This window comes from Paenochrobactrum gallinarii (assembly GCF_014205685.1).
Lineage (GTDB): Bacteria > Pseudomonadota > Alphaproteobacteria > Rhizobiales > Rhizobiaceae > Paenochrobactrum > Paenochrobactrum gallinarii.
In genome coordinates this window covers 407063-428847 of sequence record NZ_JACIIU010000001.1, presented here as the reverse complement: position 1 = coordinate 428847, position 21785 = coordinate 407063, and the positions used below count along the sequence as shown (strand labels likewise).

Annotated in this window: 14 protein-coding genes, 1 tRNA gene and 1 pseudogene; 8 read left to right on the top strand and 8 right to left on the bottom strand. The window is 50.7% G+C overall.

Annotated features, from left to right (window positions below):
* Positions 1-58: 58 nt before the first annotated feature.
* A complete protein-coding gene (locus FHS77_RS02005; protein ID WP_184219208.1) occupies positions 59-1459 on the bottom strand; it encodes a TrkH family potassium uptake protein in 1401 nt (466 codons plus the stop codon).
* 334 nt (positions 1460-1793) lie between these two features.
* On the opposite strand from FHS77_RS02005, the gene trxB reads away from it, so the two are divergent.
* Together trxB and FHS77_RS01995 are read left to right on the top strand one after the other, a co-directional pair.
* Positions 1794-2768 (top strand): thioredoxin-disulfide reductase, encoded by a 975-nt coding sequence (gene trxB / locus FHS77_RS02000; RefSeq protein ID WP_184219205.1) that lies wholly within the window; start codon positions 1794-1796, stop codon positions 2766-2768.
* 19 nt (positions 2769-2787) lie between these two features.
* Positions 2788-3693: a LysR substrate-binding domain-containing protein gene (locus FHS77_RS01995; protein ID WP_184219202.1), complete on the top strand. Its 906-nt coding sequence runs from the start codon at positions 2788-2790 to the stop codon at positions 3691-3693.
* A gap of 408 nt (positions 3694-4101) precedes the next feature.
* On the opposite strand, the gene FHS77_RS01990 is transcribed toward FHS77_RS01995, so the two are convergent.
* The 3 genes from FHS77_RS01990 to carB form a co-directional block, all read right to left on the bottom strand.
* Positions 4102-5304: a pyridoxal phosphate-dependent aminotransferase gene (locus FHS77_RS01990; protein WP_184219199.1), complete on the bottom strand. Its 1203-nt coding sequence runs from the start codon at positions 5302-5304 to the stop codon at positions 4102-4104.
* A 336-nt stretch (positions 5305-5640) separates the two neighbouring features.
* On the bottom strand, positions 5641-5850 hold the full coding sequence (locus FHS77_RS01985; protein WP_004684049.1) for a cold-shock protein: 210 nt from the start codon (positions 5848-5850) through the stop codon (positions 5641-5643).
* 377 nt (positions 5851-6227) lie between these two features.
* Positions 6228-9716 (bottom strand): carbamoyl-phosphate synthase large subunit, encoded by a 3489-nt coding sequence (gene carB, locus FHS77_RS01980; protein ID WP_184219197.1) that lies wholly within the window; start codon positions 9714-9716, stop codon positions 6228-6230.
* 455 nt (positions 9717-10171) lie between these two features.
* Here carB and ypfJ point away from each other — a divergent pair, with 455 nt between their 5' ends.
* Positions 10172-11125, top strand: coding sequence for a KPN_02809 family neutral zinc metallopeptidase (gene ypfJ, locus FHS77_RS01975; RefSeq protein ID WP_184219194.1), 954 nt, complete (start codon positions 10172-10174; stop codon positions 11123-11125).
* A gap of 99 nt (positions 11126-11224) precedes the next feature.
* Here the strand turns inward: ypfJ and carA are convergent, their stop codons facing one another.
* The gene (carA, locus tag FHS77_RS01970) at positions 11225-12445 is read right to left on the bottom strand and encodes a glutamine-hydrolyzing carbamoyl-phosphate synthase small subunit (protein ID WP_184219191.1); all 1221 of its coding nucleotides are present in this window, start codon (positions 12443-12445) and stop codon (positions 11225-11227) included.
* A gap of 300 nt (positions 12446-12745) precedes the next feature.
* On the opposite strand from carA, the gene FHS77_RS01965 reads away from it, so the two are divergent.
* Complete coding sequence (locus FHS77_RS01965) at positions 12746-13198, top strand: GatB/YqeY domain-containing protein (protein ID WP_184219189.1); 453 nt, start codon at positions 12746-12748, stop codon at positions 13196-13198.
* Between the two features lie 64 nt (positions 13199-13262).
* On the opposite strand, the gene FHS77_RS01960 is transcribed toward FHS77_RS01965, so the two are convergent.
* Positions 13263-14957, bottom strand: a complete 1695-nt coding sequence (locus FHS77_RS01960) for a Na/Pi cotransporter family protein (RefSeq protein WP_184219186.1) — start codon at positions 14955-14957, stop codon at positions 13263-13265.
* A 326-nt stretch (positions 14958-15283) separates the two neighbouring features.
* On the opposite strand from FHS77_RS01960, the gene dnaG reads away from it, so the two are divergent.
* The 3 genes from dnaG to FHS77_RS01945 all read left to right on the top strand — a co-directional run bounded on the left by dnaG (position 15284) and on the right by FHS77_RS01945 (position 20088).
* Positions 15284-17305 carry a DNA primase gene (gene dnaG / locus FHS77_RS01955; protein WP_374786186.1) on the top strand — a complete coding sequence of 674 codons (2022 nt, stop codon included), beginning with the start codon at positions 15284-15286 and terminating at the stop codon, positions 17303-17305.
* Between the two features lie 389 nt (positions 17306-17694).
* On the top strand, positions 17695-19710 hold the full coding sequence (gene rpoD / locus FHS77_RS01950; protein ID WP_184219180.1) for an RNA polymerase sigma factor RpoD: 2016 nt from the start codon (positions 17695-17697) through the stop codon (positions 19708-19710).
* Positions 19711-19797: 87 nt separating this feature from the next.
* Positions 19798-20088, top strand: coding sequence for an HlyU family transcriptional regulator (locus FHS77_RS01945; protein WP_184219178.1), 291 nt, complete (start codon positions 19798-19800; stop codon positions 20086-20088).
* A 136-nt stretch (positions 20089-20224) separates the two neighbouring features.
* Here FHS77_RS01945 and FHS77_RS01940 read toward each other — a convergent pair.
* Positions 20225-20431: pseudogene (locus tag FHS77_RS01940) on the bottom strand (ArsC/Spx/MgsR family protein); the annotation flags it as partial.
* Positions 20432-20479: 48 nt separating this feature from the next.
* Positions 20480-20556: transfer RNA gene (locus FHS77_RS01935), tRNA-Met, on the bottom strand.
* Positions 20557-20747: 191 nt separating this feature from the next.
* On the opposite strand from FHS77_RS01935, the gene FHS77_RS01930 reads away from it, so the two are divergent.
* Positions 20748-21704: a Gfo/Idh/MocA family protein gene (locus FHS77_RS01930; protein WP_184219176.1), complete on the top strand. Its 957-nt coding sequence runs from the start codon at positions 20748-20750 to the stop codon at positions 21702-21704.
* Positions 21705-21785: the final 81 nt, after the last annotated feature.

Sequence of the window (21785 nt, the reverse complement as noted above, 5' to 3'; positions counted from 1 at the left end):
TAGTGTTTTGAGGCTAAAAACCTGCATTTTTGGCCTAAAATATGGCAGTAATCCTGTCTTATCGCACCCAAAAGGCCTTTGTGAACAGGATAAAAACGGTCACCAGTTCCAATCGTCCGGCCAGCATGAGGAAACTTAAGATCCATAATGCACTGTCACGAACAGTTGAATAGTTGCCCACCGGTCCGATGGTTTCTCCAAGGCCTGGACCGACATTGGAGAGTGCGGTGAGGGCGCCGGTAAAGGCGGTGACAAAATCAAGGCCTACACTGGCAAGCAGAACGGCACCGATGACGAGTGAAGCAATATACAGGAACAGATAAAGCAGCACTGCCTGAGCAATGTCGCCGGTAATTTCTGAATCGCCATAATGCATCTTAATAACCGCGTGCGGCATAATCAGGCGGGCAAGATTGGCGCGGGTTAGGCTGAACAATACGATCAGACGGTTCATTTTAATGCCGCCCGAAGTGGAGCCCGCACAGCCGCCTAAGAATGAAGCAAGGAAGAATATGCCGAGAGCCGGTGGCCCCCAGAGTGAATAATCTTCCGTGGCATAGCCGGTGGTGGTGATAACGGAAACAAAATGGAATGATGCCGAAATCAGTGCATCGCCAAAAGGAATATTCTGGCCGACGCGCAGCACAATTGCCAGCGCAAAACTAAAGCTGATGACAATAGCGATGAATAATTTTACCTGCGGATCAAACAAAGTGTTTTTGCTGCGTGGTGTGAAGGCCTTGATGTAGAAGATAAACGGTAATGCAGACAATGCCATGAATATGGTGGAAATGACCAAAAGCGGACGATTGCCGGCATAAAAGCCGAGCGAATTGTCGTGTGTGGAAAAACCTGCCGTTGCAACGGTGGTGAGGCCATGATTGATGGCATCAAACATATCCATGCCCACGGCAAAATAAGCGATGATACAAGCGGTGGTCATGGTGCCGTAAGCCACCACAATGCCAAGCGCGATCTGGTTCATACGTGGCAATACTTTTTCAGACTTGTCCGAATTTTCCATATGAAAAAGCGCCAGCCCGCCAACGCGCAAAGACGGCAGCATCAAAAGTGCCAAACCGATAAACCCGATACCCCCGATCCAGCAGAGCAGCGAGCGCCATAGCAAAATGCCGCGCTGCATGTCATCAAGCTGGGTGAGGGCTGTCGCGCCTGTTGATGTTACGCCGGAAATCGCTTCAAAAAATGCGGTGGCGTAAGAAATCGGTAAATGAGAAAAATAAAGCGGAACCGAGCCTAGAAAAGCGGCCGTCAGCCAAATGCTGGTGGTGAGCAAAAAGCCAAGCCGCGGAGTAAAGCGGATATGTTGTCCTTGGGTGGCCATCAGCACCATGCTGCAAAAAGCAGCGGTAGCCGCTGAGGAGCGCACAAAAACCAGCCAGTCATCATTATTATCGCGCAAGTCAATCGCTGCCGGAAGCAGCATAGCTACAGCCATAAGAAGGCCGAAGCGCGCACAAATATTACTGACTGAACGAAAAATGGCATTCTCTCCGTGGCCGGACATAAGACAAAAGCATGAACAGTCTTTCTTAGCCTCTGCCGTTCCTTCCTGCAATGCGACGGATCGTGATAAGGTGCATGTTTTTTATGTCACAAACTGTGGCTAAATATTCCATCTCCCAGCACTTATCTTGCAAAGTGTTGTGAGCGAACCTACGTTGGACACAATGCCTGTGCAGTGATCGTTTAAAGCACGGCAAGGTGATTCTAACCGATTAGCTTAACTGCCGATCAATGCCCTTAAATTTATGCCCGAGAGGAATTTTTTCATGTCACAGCGTCATGCGCCAGTTATCATTATTGGCTCTGGTCCTGCCGGATATACGGCGGCGATTTATGCAGCGCGTGCCATGTTGAAACCGCTGATCATTACCGGCATGCAGCAGGGCGGCCAGCTGATGATCACCTCCGAAGTGGAAAATTATCCAGGCTATGCCGATCCGGTTCAAGGCCCCTGGATGATGGAGCAGATGGCAAAGCAGGCAGAAAATGTCGGTGCGGAAATTGCTTATGATCTCATCACGGAAGTGAAGATTGATCAGCGTCCGTTCCAGCTGATTGGTGATTCAGGTACGGTTTATACCTGTGATGCGCTGATTATTGCGACGGGTGCGCAGGCTAAATGGCTCGGCCTTGAAAGCGAGCAGACATTTATGGGCGGTGGCGTCTCTGCCTGTGCGACCTGTGACGGTTTCTTCTATCGTGGCCGTGATGTGGTGGTTGTCGGCGGAGGTAATACTGCCGTTGAGGAAGCGCTTTACCTCTCGCATATCGCTAAATCCGTGACCCTTGTTCACCGTCGTGATTTCTTGCGCGGCGAGAAAATTTTACATGACCGCTTGTTGAAGCGTGACAATGTGAAGGTCATCTGGAACAGTGTTGTTGATGAAATTACAGGAAATGAAGCAAAGCCTCCGGTTGGTGCAACCGTCACAGGCGTGCGCTTGAAGAATGTTCAGACGGGAGAACTGAGCGAACTTGAAACGCATGGTGTGTTTGTTGCGATCGGTCATGCGCCGGCAGTGGAGCTTTTTGCCGGCAAGCTGAAACAGAAGCCAAACGGCTATTTGTGGACAGCACCGGATTCAACCGCAACCGATGTTGAAGGCGTGTTTGCAGCCGGTGACGTGGCAGATGATGTCTATCGTCAGGCAGTAACAGCCGCAGGCCTTGGTTGTATGGCAGCTTTGGAAGCAGAACGTTGGCTGGCAGCTCAGGAACCTGCCGCTCAAGCCGCCGAATAAAATATAAAAGGGGATACACGTGGTCGCTCCGCTCGACTGGGATAAATTGCGCATTTTCCATGCGGCGGCTGAGGCGGGGTCTTTTACCCATGCTGCTCAGACGCTGCATTTGTCGCAATCAGCAATTTCAAGGCAGGTTAGTGCCTTGGAGCAAGATGTCGGCGTGCCGTTATTTCACCGGCATGCACGCGGGCTTATTCTTACCGAGCAGGGTGAGATTTTGTATCGCACAGCGCATGATGTGCTGATGAAGCTGGAAAATGTACGCTCGAAACTGGCTGACAGTAAAGAAAAGCCAAGCGGGCGTTTGCGCGTTACCACCACTGTCGGACTTGGTACCGGCTGGCTGATGGAGCGTATTCAGGAGTTCATCGAACTTTATCCTGATGTGCAATTGCAGCTTATCCTCGACAATGAAGAGCTGGATCTGACCATGCGTCATGCGGATTGTGCGATCCGACTGCGCCAGCCACAGCAACCGGATCTGATCCAGCGCCGTTTGTTTACGGTGCATATGCATGTTTATGCCTCTGCTGCTTATGTAGCCAAATATGGCAAGATCACTTCTCTGGAGCAGCTGGACGACCACCGCATCATTACCTTTGGTGAAATGGCGCCGAGCTACCTGACCAGCTTGAACTGGCTGGAGAGTGCCGGGCGTGCCGATGGAAGCCAGCGAGTGCCGGCACTTCAGGTCAATAATTTGCAATCGATCAGCCGTGCGGTTGAACGCGGCATCGGTATTGGTGTTTTGCCGGATTATATGGTCGATAAGGATGCAAGTCTGGTGCAATTGGTGCCGGAGCTGGAAGAGACGCCGTCTTTTGATACGTTTTTCTGTTATCCGGAAGCACTTAAAAACTCGGCCAAACTGCATGTGTTCCGTGATTTCCTTTTCTCAAAGGCGCGTAACTGGGCTTATTGATTGCATAAGTCATGCAATTCTTGTTATCCAAAAGGCTTAATCTGTGTGCCGGATTAAGCCTTTTTTTATGGCGCAATGGTTTTAACGTATTGAAATTATTGTGTTTTATAATTCTACTAAAGCTATGTGATTTATGCATGGCTGGGTTGCGATAAGGTCTGTTGTTATTGGGGGCTAATAAGTGCATATAAAGGCCATCTCAGTGATGCGTTTCTCCTCCCATTTGCGCATCATGAGTGTTCCCCTCTGAAGGATTGCTTTTACGCTCCTTCAAAATTTTATAGCCGGACGTTTTGTCCGGCTTTTTTTTGTCCAAATTTCTGGTGTTTTGTGTGGTTACTTAGACGTGCAGCCACAAAAAAAGGAGCCTTGCGGCTCCTTAATTTTTTTGTGCTAAGCTTGGAAGGCTTAACGCAGGCTAGCGCAGAAGCGCTGAATGCGTTTGCAGGCTTCTTCAAGCAGATCTTCCGAAGTAGCATAGGAAATACGGAAGTTTGGTCCAAGACCAAATGCCGAACCATGCACGACGGCCACACCTTCTGCTTCAAGCAGTTCGGTGACGAAATCTTCGTCAGTCTCGATCACTTTGCCGGATTCGGTTTTCTTGCCGATCAGTTCAGCGCAGGAAGGGTAAACGTAGAACGCGCCTTCCGGTGTCGGGCAGGAGATGCCTTTGGCCTGATTGAGCATGGAAACCACCAGATCACGGCGACCCTGGAAGATGGCCTTGTTCTGAGCGATGAAGTCCTGCGGGCCATTGAGTGCTTCAACCGCTGCCCACTGTGCCACAGAGCAGGCACCAGAGGTCTGCTGACCCTGTACCATATCCATTGCTTTGATCAGCTCAAGCGGGCCTGCAGCATAACCAATACGCCAGCCGGTCATCGCATAGGCTTTCGACACACCATTCATGGTCAGGGTGCGGTCATAGAGTGACGGCTCAACCTGCGCAGGGGTGGTGAATTTGAAATCGCCATAAACGAGATGCTCATACATATCGTCGGTGAGGATCCAGACATGCGGATGACGAACCAGAACTTCAGTCAGGCTTTTCAGCTCGGCTTCGGTGTAAGCGGCACCGGTCGGGTTAGACGGTGAGTTGAAAACCAGCCATTTGGTTTTTGGCGTAATGGCTTTTTCAAGTGCATCAGCGGTGAGCTTGAAATTGTCTTCCATACGGGTGTTGATGAAAACAGGTGTGCCGCCGTTAAGCGCTGCCATTTCCGGATAGCTGACCCAATAAGGAGCAGGGACGATGACTTCGTCGCCCGGATTAAGCGTTGCCATGAAAGCATTGAACAGGATCTGCTTACCGCCGGTACCGACGATAACCTGTTCCGGTGTGTAATCCAGACCGTTTTCACGTTTGAACTTGCCAACAATCGCTTTGCGCAGTTCGATAATGCCTGCCACAGCGGTGTATTTGGTTTCACCGCGATTGATCGCGTCAATGGCGGCCTGTTTGATATGCTCCGGCGTATCAAAATCAGGTTCACCGGCACCAAGACCGATCACATCTTTGCCTTTAGCCTTCAGCTCACGGGCTTTTTGGCTGACAGCGATCGTTGCTGATGGCTTAACACGGGAAAGGGCGTCGGCAAGAAATGCCATAATCATTCTCCTCAGTGGCAGATGAAACTTATGAAATCACTGTTCTGCGATTTAATCACTCTGCTATGTCGCATCGGGTAACAAAGCGCAAGAAAAGCTTTGTGTTTAAGTACGGATATTTCGTCACATTTTAATTTCGAACGGCAGCGGAATGTGAAGCTGGCCGATTTGCTGCCCAGCCATCAAGCCAGCAGCATCACATCGACTATTCAAGAAGCTTGAACAGGGGGGGCAAGTGCCGGATATGTGCAAAGATAACGCTAGATGGTATAAAAGGCGGCAAAGAAAAAGGCGGGTTAAAAACCCGCCTTCTTCATGAAACTCATATGTTGCTTATTAAGCAGCAACGAGATTATCAGCCGAAGAGCGGCCCGAACGACGGTCCTGAACGATTTCGTAAGAAACCTTCTGACCTTCGTCAAGAGTGGTGAGGCCAGCGCGCTGAACAGCGGAGATATGAACGAAAACGTCAGTACCGCCCTGATCAGGTTGAATGAAGCCAAAACCCTTGGTCGTGTTAAACCACTTTACAGTTCCCGTAGCCATGGGAAATTCCTTTGCGTAACGAATAAATTCAAGTCCGTATGGTATGCACACGTCCCGTGGATCGAAATTATGGATTGGAGATCGTCAGGAAGCGCGAACAGGCCGCACGGGTCGCAAAGTCACTCGACCGAAAAATCGATAAATGCCTTATACGCTATTATTTTAGAAGGCACAAGCGGTCACAAAGGCGAATAAATTGAAGAAAAACACAGATAAATCAGTAGAATAAGGATGCAGGCTATTTGTAAATTCAATCATTTTTCGACGGAACTTTTAAAATAAGAGCGATGAACCGGTCTGCTGCGGAGAAGCTTTTAATAAAATTGCGTGCATAATAAAAGCCGGTGAGGGTATCACCGGCTTTTTTAATTTCAGGCTCAGGCCGTGAAGTAATCTTGCAGCGGGCGCACTTTCAGTGAGCCGGCTTTCAGCGCTGCAATTGCTTCGGTAGCTGATTCTGCACCGGAGATAGTGGTGTAGTAAGGCAGCTTGTGCATCAAGGTTGCGCGGCGGATCGACTTGGAGTCCGACACGGCACTGGCGCTGTCCGTGGTATTGAAGACCAGATGAACCTGACGGTTGCGGATGGCATCTTCAATATGCGGACGGCCTTCGATGACCTTGTTGACCTTGGTGGCGCTGACGCCATGCCCGGCGAGGAATTGCTGGGTGCCGCCGGTGGCAACAACGCTGAAACCGAGATCGGCCAGTTTCTTAACGGCTGGAAGGATGCGTTCTTTGTCTTCGTCGCGCACCGATACAAACACGGTGCCTTCACGCGGCAGATCAACGCCTGCACCGAGCTGTGCTTTCGCAAATGCGATAGCGAAGTCGTAATCCAGACCCATAACTTCACCGGTCGAACGCATTTCAGGGCCGAGCAGTGTGTCGACGCCCGGGAAGCGGGCAAACGGGAACACAGCTTCTTTCACTGCAATATGCGGACGCTTCGACATATCCGGTTCGCCGCCATAGGCGTTCAGCGCTGCATCAAGGGTTTCACCAGCCATGATGCGGGCTGCAACCTTGGCGATCGGTGTGCCGATTGCTTTCGCAACGAACGGAACGGTACGCGATGCACGCGGGTTTACTTCCAGAACGAAGATTTGGTCTTTCTGGATCGCAAACTGCACGTTCATCAGGCCGACAACGTTGAGCGCTTTGGCAAGAGCAGCGGTCTGACGCTTAAGTTCTGCAACGATTTCCGGTGTCAAAGTGTGAACAGGAAGCGAGCAGGCACTGTCACCGGAGTGAATACCAGCTTCTTCAATATGCTCCATAATGCCGGAAACATAAGTGTTGGTTCCATCGCAGAGGCAGTCAACGTCTACTTCGATTGCATCTACCAGATAGGTATCGAACAGAAGCGGGTTTTTGCCAAGCAAGGTATTGATCTGGCCGGTTTTATCGTTTGGATATTTCGCCTTGATATCTTCCGGTACGAGTTCAGGCACGGTGTCGAGCAGGTAAGACTGCAAGCCACGTTCATCCTGAATGATCTGCATCGCACGACCACCAAGCACGTAAGAAGGACGCACAACCAGCGGGAAGCCGAGATCGCCAGCAATGAGGCGCGCCTGTTCAACCGAATAGGCAATGCCGTTTTTAGGCTGGTTGAGATCATTTTTGATCAGCAGTTTCTGGAAGCGGTCACGGTCTTCTGCAAGGTCAATTGCATCAGGCGATGTGCCAAGGATCGGAATGCCGGCTTTTTCAAGCGCTTCTGCGAGCTTCAGCGGGGTCTGGCCACCAAACTGAACGATAACGCCGTGCAATGTGCCGGCCTGCTGTTCAACGCGCAGAATTTCAAGCACATCTTCCGCAGTCAGCGGTTCGAAATAAAGGCGGTCTGATGTGTCATAGTCGGTTGAAACCGTTTCAGGGTTACAGTTGACCATGATTGCTTCAAAATCAGCGTCACCGAGTGCAAAGGCAGCATGGCAGCAGCAATAGTCAAATTCGATACCCTGACCGATACGGTTAGGGCCGCCGCCGAGGATAACAACCTTCTTGCGATCTGAAACGCCGGCTTCCGAAGCGGTGCTGCCTGCAAACGGGGTTTCATAAGAAGAATACATGTAAGCGGTTGGCGAAGCGAATTCGGCAGCGCAGGTATCAATGCGTTTGAAAACCGGATGAACTTTCAGTTCAGCGCGAAGTTTTGCCACATCGCTGGCATCCTGACCGGTGATGCTGGCCAGACGGGCATCAGAGAAGCCCATGGCTTTCAGCATACGCAGGTTTTCTGCATCCTGCGGCAGCCCGTGCTCGCGCACGCGCTGTTCCATCTGCACGATTTCAGAAATCTGATCGAGGAACCAAGGATCGATCTTGCTGACATCATGGATCTGCTCATTGGTGAGACCCAAACGCATGGACTGGGCAACCATACGCAGACGATCCGGTGTCGGTGTGCCGATAGCTGCGCGGATTGCGTTCTTTTCGTCGCCGTCTTCAATGCCCGGAATGGAAATTTCATCAAAGCCGGTCAGGCCGGTTTCGAGACCACGCAGCGCTTTCTGCAAACTCTCCTGGAAGGTACGGCCAATAGCCATGACTTCACCAACCGACTTCATTGCAGTGGTGAGGATTGGCGAGGAGCCCGGGAATTTTTCGAATGCAAAACGCGGGATTTTGGTGACAACATAGTCAATGCTTGGTTCAAACGAAGCAGGGGTTGCACCGCCGGTAATGTCGTTGTCCAGCTCGTCCAGCGTATAGCCGACAGCAAGCTTTGCTGCCACTTTTGCAATTGGGAAGCCGGTTGCTTTGGAAGCCAGTGCAGATGAACGCGACACGCGCGGGTTCATTTCAATAACGATCATACGGCCATTAGCCGGATTGATGGCGAACTGTACGTTAGAACCACCGGTTTCAACGCCGATTTCACGAAGAACCGCAATCGATGCATTACGCATGATCTGGTATTCTTTGTCGGTCAGTGTGATGGCAGGTGCCACAGTGATACTGTCACCGGTGTGAACGCCCATCGGATCGACGTTTTCGATGGAGCAAATGATGATGCAGTTGTCCGCTTTATCGCGCACAACTTCCATTTCATATTCTTTCCAGCCGAGAACGGATTCTTCGATCAGCACTTCAGTGGTTGGCGAAGCATCAAGGCCCCCTTCGATGATTTCGAAGAATTCCTGACGGTTGTAAGCAATACCGCCGCCGGTGCCGCCAAGGGTAAAGCTTGGGCGGATAATGGCTGGCAAGCCAACGATATCGAGCGCCTGTGCAGCCTTTGACAAAGCGTGACCCATATAGCGCTGCTTGCGATCGGTTTCGCCGAGCTGCCATTCGGTTTCGAGCTTGTCGAGCGCCTGATCCAGCGCATCGCCGGAAAGGGTTGCACGCAGTTCAGCACGGCGTGCGTCGTGTGCCTTACGGTCTTCTTCTTTAACTTCTGTTGCGTTAGCAAGGAAAGATGTCGGTGTATCGAGACCGATCTTGTGCATTGCTTCGCGGAAGAGAGCGCGGTCTTCTGCCTTATCAATGGCATGGGCATCCGCACCGATCATTTCCACATTGTAGCGTTCCAAAACGCCCATGCGACGCAGTGACAATGCGGTGTTAAGCGCTGTCTGGCCACCCATGGTTGGCAGCAATGCATCAGGGCGTTCTTTGGCAATGATTTTTGCCACAACTTCTGGGGTGATCGGCTCAATATAGGTCGCATCTGCCAGATCCGGATCGGTCATGATGGTGGCCGGATTGGAGTTGACGAGGATGATGCGGTAGCCTTCCTCTTTCAGTGCCTTACAAGCCTGAGTTCCTGAATAGTCAAACTCACATGCCTGTCCGATAACAATAGGTCCGGCACCGATAATAAGGATAGATTTTATATCTGTACGTTTCGGCATGGTGACATCCTATTGTTTGCTTAGCCTGCCAGAAAAGCCCGCACGGATATCCGGCGGGTTGGCGGCAATTTAAATTCTTGGGCTAAGCGTGCCTTATAGGCAATGATCGCTTTAAGCGGAACCCTCTAATTTCATTTTTATGGCATTATTTTGCATGTTAGCACCATCTTTTTTGCATATCGGTGCCTATCTGTGCTGATCGGGCTGTGAATGTGGCAAATATGCACAAAGAAGGGGCGTTTTTTCTCATAGAAAATCTGTTTCTGAATAGAATAAAGAATCTCTGTGTGATTAATAACGGGAAACAGAAAATTGGTTCGCACATATTTGAGATGCGGGAACTCTATGGCCTATGCAATCGTTGATGGTAAAATAGGCGGCTTGCAGATCAAAATGATCGTTTGAGCTTTTTTGTGCTATGAATTTAAAAGTTAAGCTGAACAGGGAGTTCGCACATGCGTTGGCAAGGCCGCAGGCAAAGTGACAATGTGGAAGACCGTCGTGTGAACGGTGATAATGGCATGGGCGGCAGTCGCGGCGGGTTTGGCGGCGGTCTGGGTCGCGGCATGGGGCGTGGAATGGGCGGCCCTGCTTTCAACATCGTGCGTGGGGGCGGTATCCGCGGCATCATCATTTTGGTGATCATGTTCTTCGTACTGAAATTTATAGGCATTGATCCGTGGACCGTGCTGTTCAATGACGGCTCTATGCCGGCACAAACCCAGTCACAGCAATCCGGTCGTTCTGTTGCTCAGGGCGGGCAGGTGCAAAATGACGAAATGACTCAGTTTGTACGCACAATTCTGGCTGAAACCGAAGATACATGGAGCGGTATTTTCCAGTCACAAGGTGCGCAATATCCTGCACCTTCACTGGTTTTGTTTAAAGATCGTGTGAGCTCTGCCTGTGGCACGGCATCTTCTGCTTCGGGGCCGTTTTATTGTCCTGGCGACAAGAAGGTTTATATTGATCTGACCTTCTATGATGAACTGGCCAATCGCTTCCGTGCATCGGGTAATTTTGCGCAAGCCTATGTTCTGGCGCATGAGGTCGGCCATCATGTGCAGAACTTGCTCGGTATTTTACCGAAATTCAATCAGATGCGCCAGAATATGAGCGAAGTTGAAGCCAATAAAATGTCTGTTCGCGTCGAGCTTCAGGCTGATTGCTTTGCCGGTATATGGGGTTATTACACCGAGCAGAAAGGTCTGCTGGAAACAGGTGATCTGGAAGATGCGCTGAATGCTGCTCACCAGATTGGTGATGATACATTGCAGAAGCGCTCGCAGGGCTATGTTGTGCCTGATAGTTTCAACCACGGCACATCCGAGCAGCGTGCAAAATGGTTTAAGCGCGGATTTGAAACCGGTAAGCTTGATGCTTGCGATACATTCAGCGGCGCGATTTAAAATCGTTTCTACTGATATAAAAAAAGCCGGACTTGATGTCCGGCTTTTTTATTGTTTTGAACTTTGCAGCCTATGCCGCTTCGCGCAAGTTTTTTAGTTTCAGGCCGCTTCGCGTTCCGGAAGCAATGCTTCACCGCGCTTAGCACGGATCAGGTTGATAAAGCGACGGAAGAGGTAATGTGAATCTTCCGAGCCGGGGCCTGCTTCCGGATGGTGCTGAACCGAGAAAATCGGCTTGCCGATAACCTGCAAACCACAATTCGTGCCATCAAACAGCGATACATGCGTTTCTTCAACATTCTCAGGCAAGCTGTCGGAATCCACCGCAAAGCCGTGGTTCATCGAAACGATTTCCACCTTGTTTGTGGTGTAATCTTTCACCGGATGGTTGGCACCGTGATGGCCCTGATGCATTTTCTGGGTGTTGCCGCCCAGTGCACGTGCCAGCATCTGGTGACCAAGGCAGATACCAAACAGCGGAATATCGCTTGCAATAAGTTTTTCGATGGTTGGAACTGCATATTCACCTGTTGCAGCCGGATCACCCGGGCCGTTGGACAGGAAAATACCGTCTGGCTGATAGGCCAAAATATCTTCAGCTGAAGTGGTGGCCGGAACAATGGTGATTTTTGCGCCAAGACCGGCAAGAATGCGCAGGATGTTGCGCTTCACGCCGTAATCGATCGCGACAATATGGTATTTTGGCTCGCCTAATTCGCCATAGCCTTCATTCCAGACCCAAGGTGCTTGCGTCCATGCGGAGGACTGACCGCTGGTGACATCTTTGGCCAGATCAAGACCTTCAAGGCCTGACCAGTTCTTGGCGCGTGCTTTCAGCGCTTCAAGGTCAAAATTGCCTTCAGGATCATGGGCAATCACAGCATTCTGCGCGCCTTTTTCACGGATCAAAGCGGTGAGGGCACGGGTATCAACGCCATAAATGCCGATGATGCCGCGGCTTTTCAACCAAGGAGCCAGTTCTTGGGTGGCGCGGTAATTGGAAGAGGCGGTTACCGGCGCCTTCAAAATGACACCCACAGCACCGGTATGATTGGCGGGGGTTAAGTTTTCAATATCTTCATCATTGGCACCAACATTGCCGATGTGTGGGAATGTGAAGGTAATGATCTGACCTGCATAAGAAGGGTCAGTCAAAATTTCCTGATATCCGGTCAAGGCCGTATTAAAGCAAACTTCTGCTTCAACAGCACCGGTTGCACCCGCGCCCATACCTTCGATGACAGTGCCATCGGCAAGAACGAGTACAGCGGTTGGCTTGGTCTTTGACCAGGGTGCAGTTGTGTGAGTTGTATTTGTCATGTGGGCACTCCTGATCGGGCTGATGTTATAGCGTTGCACAGCGTGACTTGAAACAAAACCGGTTTCTCGCCATATGACACACGTAAAGACGTCGGGATGTGATGCTCCCGCCGTTGTGCATAGTCAAAGTTCTCTGCTAAGCCTTGGGCAATAGAGAAACACGACGCATCGGTCAATGACTGTCACGCAATTCTTGCAAAATAATTTGCAATGATGGCACTTTTAATAGTACTGACCGTCGGTTTTTATGAATAATGCACAAATATCCATTGAGTTTTATGACCGTCAGGAGAGACGTAGATGTTGCGCCAGCAGATTACTGAGGCACTGAACAACGCTTTGAAAGCGCAGGAAAAACGCCGTGTTTCGACACTGCGTTTGGTGATGGCGGCTGTTCAGGACCGCGATATAGCCAATCGTTCAGCTGGTAAAGATCCGGTCGGGGATGAAGAGCTTTTGACCATTTTGGCGAAAATGATCAAGCAGCGTGAAGATTCTTCAAAAATTTATATTGAAGGGAATCGCCCTGAATTGGCGCAAAACGAGCAGGATGAAATCGAGATCATTCGTGATTTTCTGCCGCAGCAATTGTCGGCTGACGAAGTGAAGACAATTTGCGCCGATGTGATCAAGGAAATTGATGCGCAGGGTTTGCGCGATATGGGCAAGATCATGGCAGTGCTGAAAGAGCGCTATACCGGCCAGATGGATTTTGCTTTGGCCTCCGGCTTTGTCAAAGAACTTTTATCGTAGAGCATAAGGCCTGCATGAATATCATAAGCCGCGCTTTAAAAATGAAGCGCGGCTTTTTTCATGATTATACTTTATCTGAAGCCGGATGTTTCGGAAGTTTGCGCAAGCGTGTGCCGCCAAGCTGACCTTCTTCTTCCAGCACCGGATAGGCAAGGGCTGCCAGTAGCGAATTGATTTGTTTCAAGTCGCGGATGGTATCGAGATGAATAGTGCTGGTTTCGATACTGCGCGGGGAGCCGGCACGAAGGCGGGCAAAATGCTGGCGGGTGGTTTCCCGTTCCAGTTCACGCAGGCGGTCTTTTTGCTGCACCAATTGGCGTGCCGTTTTGATGTCACGTGAAAGCAGAACGTTGAAGGCGAGATGCGCATTGGAAAGAACCACATCGTGAAAACCAACAATTTCCTTCCAGCCTTCTTCGGTGAAATTCAGATTTTGATCGAGCTTTTTCTGCACATGCACCAGAATGTTGCGCACGATAATATCGCCGACCTGTTCCAGCTTGATGCAGGCTTCCAATAATTCCTGCATACGAGCGGCTTCAGTTTCGCTAAGCTTTTGCGTAGCCAGCTGTGTCAGATAAAGCTTGATCGCCATATGCCGCTTATCAACACGGTCATCAAGGGCGGCTAGTTCATCAATGCTGGTTTGGTCGGGCGTTTCAAAAACATCTATTGCCCGCTGAAGCATCACTTCAACGGTTTCACAAACACTTAAAACCTCACGTGTGGCATTTGCCAGTGCTTGTGCCGGATGTTTCAAAGCGCCTTTATCCAGCGCGCTATATTGCTCCAGTTCAGCCGGTGACTGCGGGCCGTATTTATGCGCATTGATTTGCACCAGTGCTTTGGTAGTGCGCAGCACCAGACCTGAAAGCGGAATGCCGGCAATCAGAATAATGACGTTGAAGACAATATGGGCATTGATCACTTGTGAGGACGGATCTTGGCCAAGCAGGTTTAAATCAGGGTGGAAGCTTTCAACCAGAATCAACATCACCAGTGAGCCTGCACCGCGCATCAGCAGATTGCCGAGCGGTACGATGCGGTTTTCCGGCGAAGCATTGCGGGTGAGGATCGGAGCAATAACAGATGAGCCGAGATTGACGCCGAGCACCATGACGACCGCCAGATTAGCGTCGATCAGCCCGCGTGAGGAGAAGCTGACGAGCAAAATAATGGCGGCAACGCTGGAATGAAACAGCCATGTCATCAATGCTGCCAGCAGATAGGCGGTGATGGGGTCACCCTTCAAATAATTGACGATGACCGGCAAAAGCTGACTGTCGCGCAAGGGTTCGGTTGCGTGCGAGGTCATTTCCAGCGACAGAATTAACAAGGCGATGCCGACGCAGATGCGGCCGATCTGGCGCCATTGATGGCGTTCAGTGGTCATGGAAATGGCAGTGCCTGCAACGAGCAGCAGCGGCACCATCAAGGCCAGGTCAAAGGTCAGGATTTTAACAACCAGTGCCGAGCCAAGTTCGCCGCCACGCACTGCCATAAGTCCTGCAATGCCGGACACAAAACCGGAGCCGACAAAAGAGCCGACCAGAAGTGTGACAGCGGTGGAGCTTTGCAATGCTATGGCAAGTCCGGTGCCGAAGGCGACCGCCAGCAACGGGTTTTGCATGCGATTGCGCAAGCCGCGGCGCAATTGTTCGCCAAAAGCTTCCTCAACGCCGGTGCGCACCATGCGGGTTGCCCACAATAGTAACGCCACTGCACCAGCCAAGTTTAAAAGGACAACGGAGCCGCTCAATGAATTTTACCTCTCCGTTGATCTTGCGACAATTTGAATGGGTCGGAAAATAAGGATGTAAGAGTGATTATCTTAAATTTTATCACGCTTTAATACTCGCAATATAGAATTAAAATGTCGATAAACCAACAGTTGATACATATGCTCTTTAACGCCGGAGATGCGTCCAGGTTAAGTTTTGCACAGGGTTAAGCACTAAATGATAAATGTCGTGTGACAGAGCTTTGGATTTAAGCGAGCTTCGCTCTATATATGTGATATTCTGATTTTTCGGATGAAGGTTTAAATTTCCGGCATCAAAGCTGCGGTGCGCATTTTTTTGCTGCATGCAGCTTAGGGCACGGATTTACGAGAAGTGGTCTTTGTATATGCGTTTTCCGCCGTCTTTCCTTGATGAGATCAGAGACCGCGTTCCGATCTCAACATTGATTGGAACGCGCGTTCCCTTTGATCGTAAAAAGAGCAATCCGTCGCGCGGTGATTTCTGGGGCTGCTGCCCTTTTCATGGTGAAAATACCCCAAGTTTTCACTGTGAAGATCGCAAAGGCCGCTACCATTGTTTTGGTTGCGGGGTGAGCGGAGATCACTTCAACTTTTTGATCGAGCTGGAAGGCTTGAAATTTCCTGAAGCTGTTGAGCGTATTGCCGATATGGCTGGTGTGCCGATGCCGGCGCGCGATCCGGAAATGGAGCAGCGCGAAGCGCAGCGTTCAACACTTTATGATGTGATGAATTTGGCCGCTTCTTATTTTGAAGCGCAGCTGCAAGCAGCCAATGGTGCCAAAGCGCGCGCCTATTTGCGTGATCGCGGACTTTCCGCCACCACACAGCAGACATTCCGTATCGGTTATGCCCCTGACAGCCGTAATGCGCTGAAAGAATATCTGGCCTCCAAAGGTGTATCGAAAGAGCAGATGGCAGCCTGCGGCATGGTGGTGGCAGGGCCGGATATTCCGGTCTCCTATGACCGTTTCCGTGATCGCATCATGTTTCCGATTGAGGATTTGCGTGGGCGCATTATTGCGTTCGGCGGACGTGCTATGTCGCCTGATGCGCCTGCCAAATATCTGAACTCGCCGGAAACCGAACTGTTCCATAAAGGCCGCGTGCTTTATAATGGTTTGCGCGCGCGTAAGGCCTCGCAGCCGCAGGGCGGCCAACCTGCCAAACCGGTTGTGGTCGTAGAAGGCTACATGGACGTGATTGCCTTGGCGCAGGCCGGTATCGGGCAGGCGGTTGCGCCGCTCGGTACGGCTTTGACCGACGATCAGCTCAATCTGTTATGGCGTATGAGCTCTGAGCCTGTTTTATGTTTTGACGGCGATCAGGCTGGTTTGCGTGCCGCCAATCGTGTGGTTGATCTGGCGTTGCCAGTGTTGAAGCCAGGGCAGTCGCTGCATTTTGCCTTGCTGGAAGAGGGCAAAGATCCTGATGATCTGGTGAAAGCGCAAGGCGCGCAAGGTTTTCGGGCTGTGTTGGCTGATGCCAGGCCGCTTGCCGATATGCTCTGGATGCGTGAGACAATGGGCGGCACCTTTGACACGCCTGAAAGACGGGCTGAGCTGGAAGCACGTCTGCGCGAAATTACCCAGAAAATTGCCGACGAGGATATTCGCCGCCATTACGGACAGGAAATGCGTGATCGAGCGCAGCAATTCTTTGGCCGTGGGCGCAAAACAGGTGGCTGGAACAAAAACAACAGCGGCAATGGCAAGGGGAACCAGTTCGGCCAATTCGGCCAGCGCGGCGGCGGCACAGGGCGGCTGACCATTTCAGACAGTCTGGCGCGTTCAACGCTGGTGAAGGGCGGGCGCACTGGCAGCGGCTCGGTTGCGCCGCCTTTGCGTGAGACAGCCATTTTGATGACACTTATCAATCATCCGCGTCTGGTGGAGGAAGATTTTGAAGCTATGGCCGCGCTTGATCTGGAGCATGAGCAATTGCGCCAGCTTCATCTGGCTATGCTCGATGTGCTGGCGCTTTCACGCGTTGAGGACGGCATTGCAATGCATCAGGCGCTGACAAAGGCCGGACATGGGGAAGAATTGGCGCAAATGGATCAGATCGTGCGCCGTGCAAGACTTTGGCCTGCAACCACAAGAGCGGCTGAGGATGATGCCCGCGAAGCATTAAAACAAGCGCTTCACTTGCATCAGCGCGCACGCACACTACATAAAGAACTGCGTGCAGTTGAGGCAGCCCTAGAAACAGCAATGGCGAATGACGAAACCGGAGAAGTCTTTGGACGTTTGCTCGAAATTCAAAATGAAATTCGCAAAGCTGATGCCACTGAAGCACTGATTGAAGGGTTTGGTTTATCTTCCGGCAGACCTGCCGGAGGTTTTTGATGCGGGTTTAATGCAATTTGAACGCTATCGGCTATGTGCTTGAAGCCGTTGTTTTATGTGCAGCTTTTAGGTTGCGACAACAAATGATTCGCTTTTTGTGCGCGAATCATGTGAGTCGCACTGAAGATGTAGTGAAATTGACGAAAACAGACGCGCTTCAAAAGCTGAAATACGTGGCAAAAACGGGCTTAAAAGCCGTTTCTTGAGCGTAAACTCGCTAAAATGAGCATAAATCGCCTTAATATCAGTACATAGGGTATAGGGTTAATTGCCTATTAAGGGCAATCTTATACTGGCTGAATTACACAGACGAATTGTATCTTAGGTTACAAGTTCGTCGACCTATCTAATTCTTTAGAGAAGCGACCCGGTCGCCTGGAGACAAGTATATGGCAACGAAGGTGAAAGAAAACGAAGAGGCCGAAGTCGAGCGCGATGGCGCCACTGATGGCCCGCTTCTCGACCTTTCTGACGACGCTGTCAAGAAGATGATCAAGCTCGCCAAGAAACGTGGCTATGTCACGATGGACGAGCTGAATGCTGTGCTGCCCTCTGAAGAGGTTACCTCCGAGCAGATCGAAGACACGATGGCGATGCTTTCCGATATGGGCATCAATGTGGTGGAAGACGACGAGCAGGACGCAGATCGCGAAGAGCCTGAAGAGGAAGCAGAAGAAGGCGGCGAGCTGGTAGAAGCTTCCGGCACTGCGGTTGCCACCACGACGACCAAAAAAGAACCAACCGACCGTACCGATGATCCGGTGCGCATGTATTTGCGTGAAATGGGCACGGTTGAACTTTTGTCGCGTGAAGGTGAAATCGCGATTGCCAAGCGTATTGAAGCCGGCCGCGAAACCATGATTGCCGGACTTTGTGAAAGTCCTTTGACTTTCCAGGCGATCATCATCTGGCGTGAAGCTTTGAACGACCAGCAGATTTTGCTGCGTGAAATCATTGATCTTGAAACAACTTATGCCGGCCCTGAAGCAAAACAGGCGCCAGCTATTGAGCGTGTAGAAGAAGCAAAGCGTCCTGAAGAACGTTTTCAGCGTCGTGTGCGCGATGACGACATTACCAATGTCGGCGGCGAAGCGCAGGTCGAGGAAGATGATGAGGACGATGAAGACGAAGTGAACCTGTCGCTTGCGGCAATGGAAGCAGAACTTCGCCCTCAGGTCATGGAAACCCTTGATCTGATCGCGGAAACTTATTCCAAGCTTCGCAAACTTCAGGATCAGCAGGTTGAAGGCCGTCTGGCAGCAACCGGTGAATTGTCCAATAGTCAGGAAAAGCGTTACAAAGAGCTTAAAGATCAGCTGATTACCGCTGTTAAGTCCTTGTCGCTGAACCAGAACCGTATTGAGGCGCTGGTTGAGCAGCTTTATGACATCAACAAGCGCCTGGTACAAAACGAAGGCAAGTTGCTGCGTCTGGCCGAATCTTTCGGTGTGCGCCGCGAAGACTTCCTGAAAGAATATCAGGGCAGCGAACTGGACCCGAACTGGACAGAACGTATCGCAACCCTGACCAGCCGTGGCTGGAAAGAACTGGCTGAAAAAGAAGCGCGCACAATTGAATATCTGCGCACTGAAATTCAGATTCTGGCGACCGAAACCGCGATTTCGATTGGTGAATTCCGCCGCATCGTTAATCAGGTGCAAAAAGGTGAACGTGAAGCAGCCATTGCCAAGAAGGAAATGGTTGAAGCGAACCTGCGTCTGGTTATCTCGATTGCCAAGAAATACACCAACCGCGGCTTGCAGTTCCTTGATCTCATTCAGGAAGGCAATATCGGTCTGATGAAGGCGGTTGATAAGTTTGAATATCGCCGTGGTTATAAGTTCTCCACTTATGCCACATGGTGGATCAGACAGGCGATCACCCGTTCGATTGCGGATCAGGCACGCACCATTCGTATTCCGGTGCATATGATCGAAACAATCAATAAGATTGTTCGTACATCCCGCCAGATGCTGCATGAAATCGGCCGTGAACCGACACCGGAAGAATTGGCAGAGAAGCTTGCAATGCCTTTGGAAAAAGTGCGCAAGGTTCTTAAAATTGCTAAAGAGCCGATCTCCCTTGAAACACCGGTTGGTGATGAGGAAGATTCACATCTTGGCGACTTCATCGAAGATAAGAACGCGATGTTGCCGATTGATTCCGCTATTCAGGCAAACCTGCGTGATACCACAACTCGCGTGCTGGCATCGCTGACACCACGTGAAGAGCGTGTGCTTCGTATGCGCTTTGGTATTGGTATGAACACAGACCATACGCTGGAAGAAGTCGGTCAGCAGTTCTCGGTAACGCGCGAGCGTATCCGTCAGATTGAAGCGAAAGCACTGCGTAAGCTGAAACATCCGAGCCGTTCGCGGAAACTGCGTTCGTTCCTGGACAGCTAAGTGTCTTAAAGTTCAGGCCACCCGTTTATGACGGGTGGCTTTTTTATTTAGCTGTGCAAAGCAGCGATGATTAAGGGTGAGGGTAGAATGTCTTTTTTGAAACGTCTTTTTGGCGGCAAATCGCAGAGTGATGAAGCGGAAAGCGTGCAGGAAGCCGGACGTTTGGAGCATAAAGGTTTTCTGGTTATCGCAACGCCATTTAAAGAAGGCGGGCAATATCAGGTCTGCGGCGTGATCTCGAAACAGATCGGCGATGAAATGAAGGAAAACCGTTTTATCCGTGCCGATAAATGCCCGACCATTGAAGATGCCGCGAATATCGCGCTGAATAAAGGCCGTCAGATCATTGATGAGCAGGGCGAGCGTCTGTTTTCTTGATGCAGACTGTGCGCATCAAACACTTCATAACTAATCAGGCGGCTTATATGCCGCCTTTTTTATTGTCTTGTTTTAGGGACGTGTGCATCTGCTCAGAGCGGGTACGCCTGCAGATCAAGGTTGGGCAGTGTCGTGATTATCTTTCCTTCCGTTCATATTTTATCTGCTCGCCATCTTCTTTGGTGAAACTGGCAACCGGATTTTCCAGCAGGTCAAGGACAAGCTCTGACGGGCGGCAAAGAACTGTGCCACGAGGCGTGGCCACAACCGGTCTGTTCATCAGGATCGGATGCTTTACGATGAAATCCAGCAACTGATCATCCGACCATATCGGATTGGCCAGATCGGAAAATTCATCAACCATACAAATCATTGATTTTATTGGGGAATTTGGTAGCGGAGGACGGATTCGAACCGCCGACACAAGGATTATGATTCCTCTGCTCTAACCTACTGAGCTACTCCGCCATGCCTAAATCAAGAACTTTAAAGTGGTCACCATCTGGTGAGGCACCCTACCAAGATGTTGTTCTTGCAAGGAATATGCGCGGTAATAAGTGGGGAATGCCTCGCTGTCAAGCACTCTTATTGCATCAAAGGCTTGTTTTCCATAATTTGCACCGATACACGGTAATTATTCAGATTAAAGGCAGCAAAATATGGCACCGCGTATCGCAGTTTTGGGTTGTGGCTATTGGGGCAGCAATCATATTCGTACACTTAAGGGCTTGGGCGCGCTTCAGGCCGTCTCTGATGCCGATCATGCACGCGCAGAGCGAATCGCTAAAGAACATGGCGTAGAAGCCGTGGCTGTAGATGATTTGTTCACGCGTTCAGACATTGACGGTATCGTTATGGCGCTTCCGGCGCAGCTGCATGCGCAAATGGCCATGCGTGCTATCGCCAACGGTAAAGATGTTCTGGTTGAAAAACCGATCGCCCTGACCGTGGAAGATGCCGAAGCAGAAGTGAAGGCCGCTAAAGACAATGGCCGCATCTTCATGGTGGGGCATGTGTTGCGCTTCCATCCGGCTTTTGAAAAGCTGATGGAGTTGGTGAAATCCGGTGAACTGGGCGAATTACGCTATATTCATTCGCATCGCGTAGGCTTAGGCAAGTTCCACAATGAAAATGATGCATTGTGGGATCTCGCACCGCATGATCTTTCGATGATTCTGGCACTGACCGGATGTGAGCCAAGTGAAGTGCATGGCGAAGGCACCGCAACGCTTGATCATTTGAGCGACTTTGCCCATCTGCACTTTAAATTCCCGAATGGTATTCGCGGGCATTTGTTTGCCTCGCGTCTGACCCCTTATCGTGAGCGCCGTTTGTCAGTGGTTGGCAGCAAGGCCATGGCCGTCTTTGACGATATGGAGCCATTTGAACGCAAACTGGCCCTTTATAATCATAAGGTCTGGCGCAATAATAATGCGTGGGAATTCTCGATGGCCGAAGCCACTCATGTTAAATACGAAGAAGGCATGCCTCTGACGCGCGAGCTGGAGCATTTCATTCATTGTATCGAAACACGGGAAAACCCGCGCACTGACGGCGAAGAAGCCATCAGCGTTCTGCGTATTCTGACTGCCGGCACTGTAAAGCACGACAGTTAATCAACAGAACGAATATGAATAAAGCACCGTCAGGTTTTCCAACTGGCGGTGTTGTGCCAAAATGTTGCATCCATTTAATAA

What these genes read in the sequence shown, in the direction of transcription:
- rpoD (WP_184219180.1), top strand. Translation starts at nt 17,695, where the DNA reads ATGGCAACGAAGGTGAAAGAAAACGAAGAGGCCGAAGTCGAGCGCGAT.
- FHS77_RS01990 (WP_184219199.1), bottom strand. Translation starts at nt 5,304, where the DNA reads ATGGCATTTCTTGCCGACGCCCTTTCCCGTGTTAAGCCATCAGCAACG.
- FHS77_RS01965 (WP_184219189.1), top strand. Translation starts at nt 12,746, where the DNA reads ATGTTGCGCCAGCAGATTACTGAGGCACTGAACAACGCTTTGAAAGCG.
- FHS77_RS02005 (WP_184219208.1), bottom strand. Translation starts at nt 1,459, where the DNA reads ATGGCTGTAGCTATGCTGCTTCCGGCAGCGATTGACTTGCGCGATAAT.
- carA (WP_184219191.1), bottom strand. Translation starts at nt 12,445, where the DNA reads ATGACAAATACAACTCACACAACTGCACCCTGGTCAAAGACCAAGCCA.
- FHS77_RS01945 (WP_184219178.1), top strand. Translation starts at nt 19,798, where the DNA reads ATGTCTTTTTTGAAACGTCTTTTTGGCGGCAAATCGCAGAGTGATGAA.
- trxB (WP_184219205.1), top strand. Translation starts at nt 1,794, where the DNA reads ATGTCACAGCGTCATGCGCCAGTTATCATTATTGGCTCTGGTCCTGCC.
- carB (WP_184219197.1), bottom strand. Translation starts at nt 9,716, where the DNA reads ATGCCGAAACGTACAGATATAAAATCTATCCTTATTATCGGTGCCGGA.
- ypfJ (WP_184219194.1), top strand. Translation starts at nt 10,172, where the DNA reads ATGCGTTGGCAAGGCCGCAGGCAAAGTGACAATGTGGAAGACCGTCGT.
- FHS77_RS01930 (WP_184219176.1), top strand. Translation starts at nt 20,748, where the DNA reads ATGGCACCGCGTATCGCAGTTTTGGGTTGTGGCTATTGGGGCAGCAAT.
- dnaG (WP_374786186.1), top strand. Translation starts at nt 15,284, where the DNA reads ATGCAGCTTAGGGCACGGATTTACGAGAAGTGGTCTTTGTATATGCGT.
- FHS77_RS01985 (WP_004684049.1), bottom strand. Translation starts at nt 5,850, where the DNA reads ATGGCTACGGGAACTGTAAAGTGGTTTAACACGACCAAGGGTTTTGGC.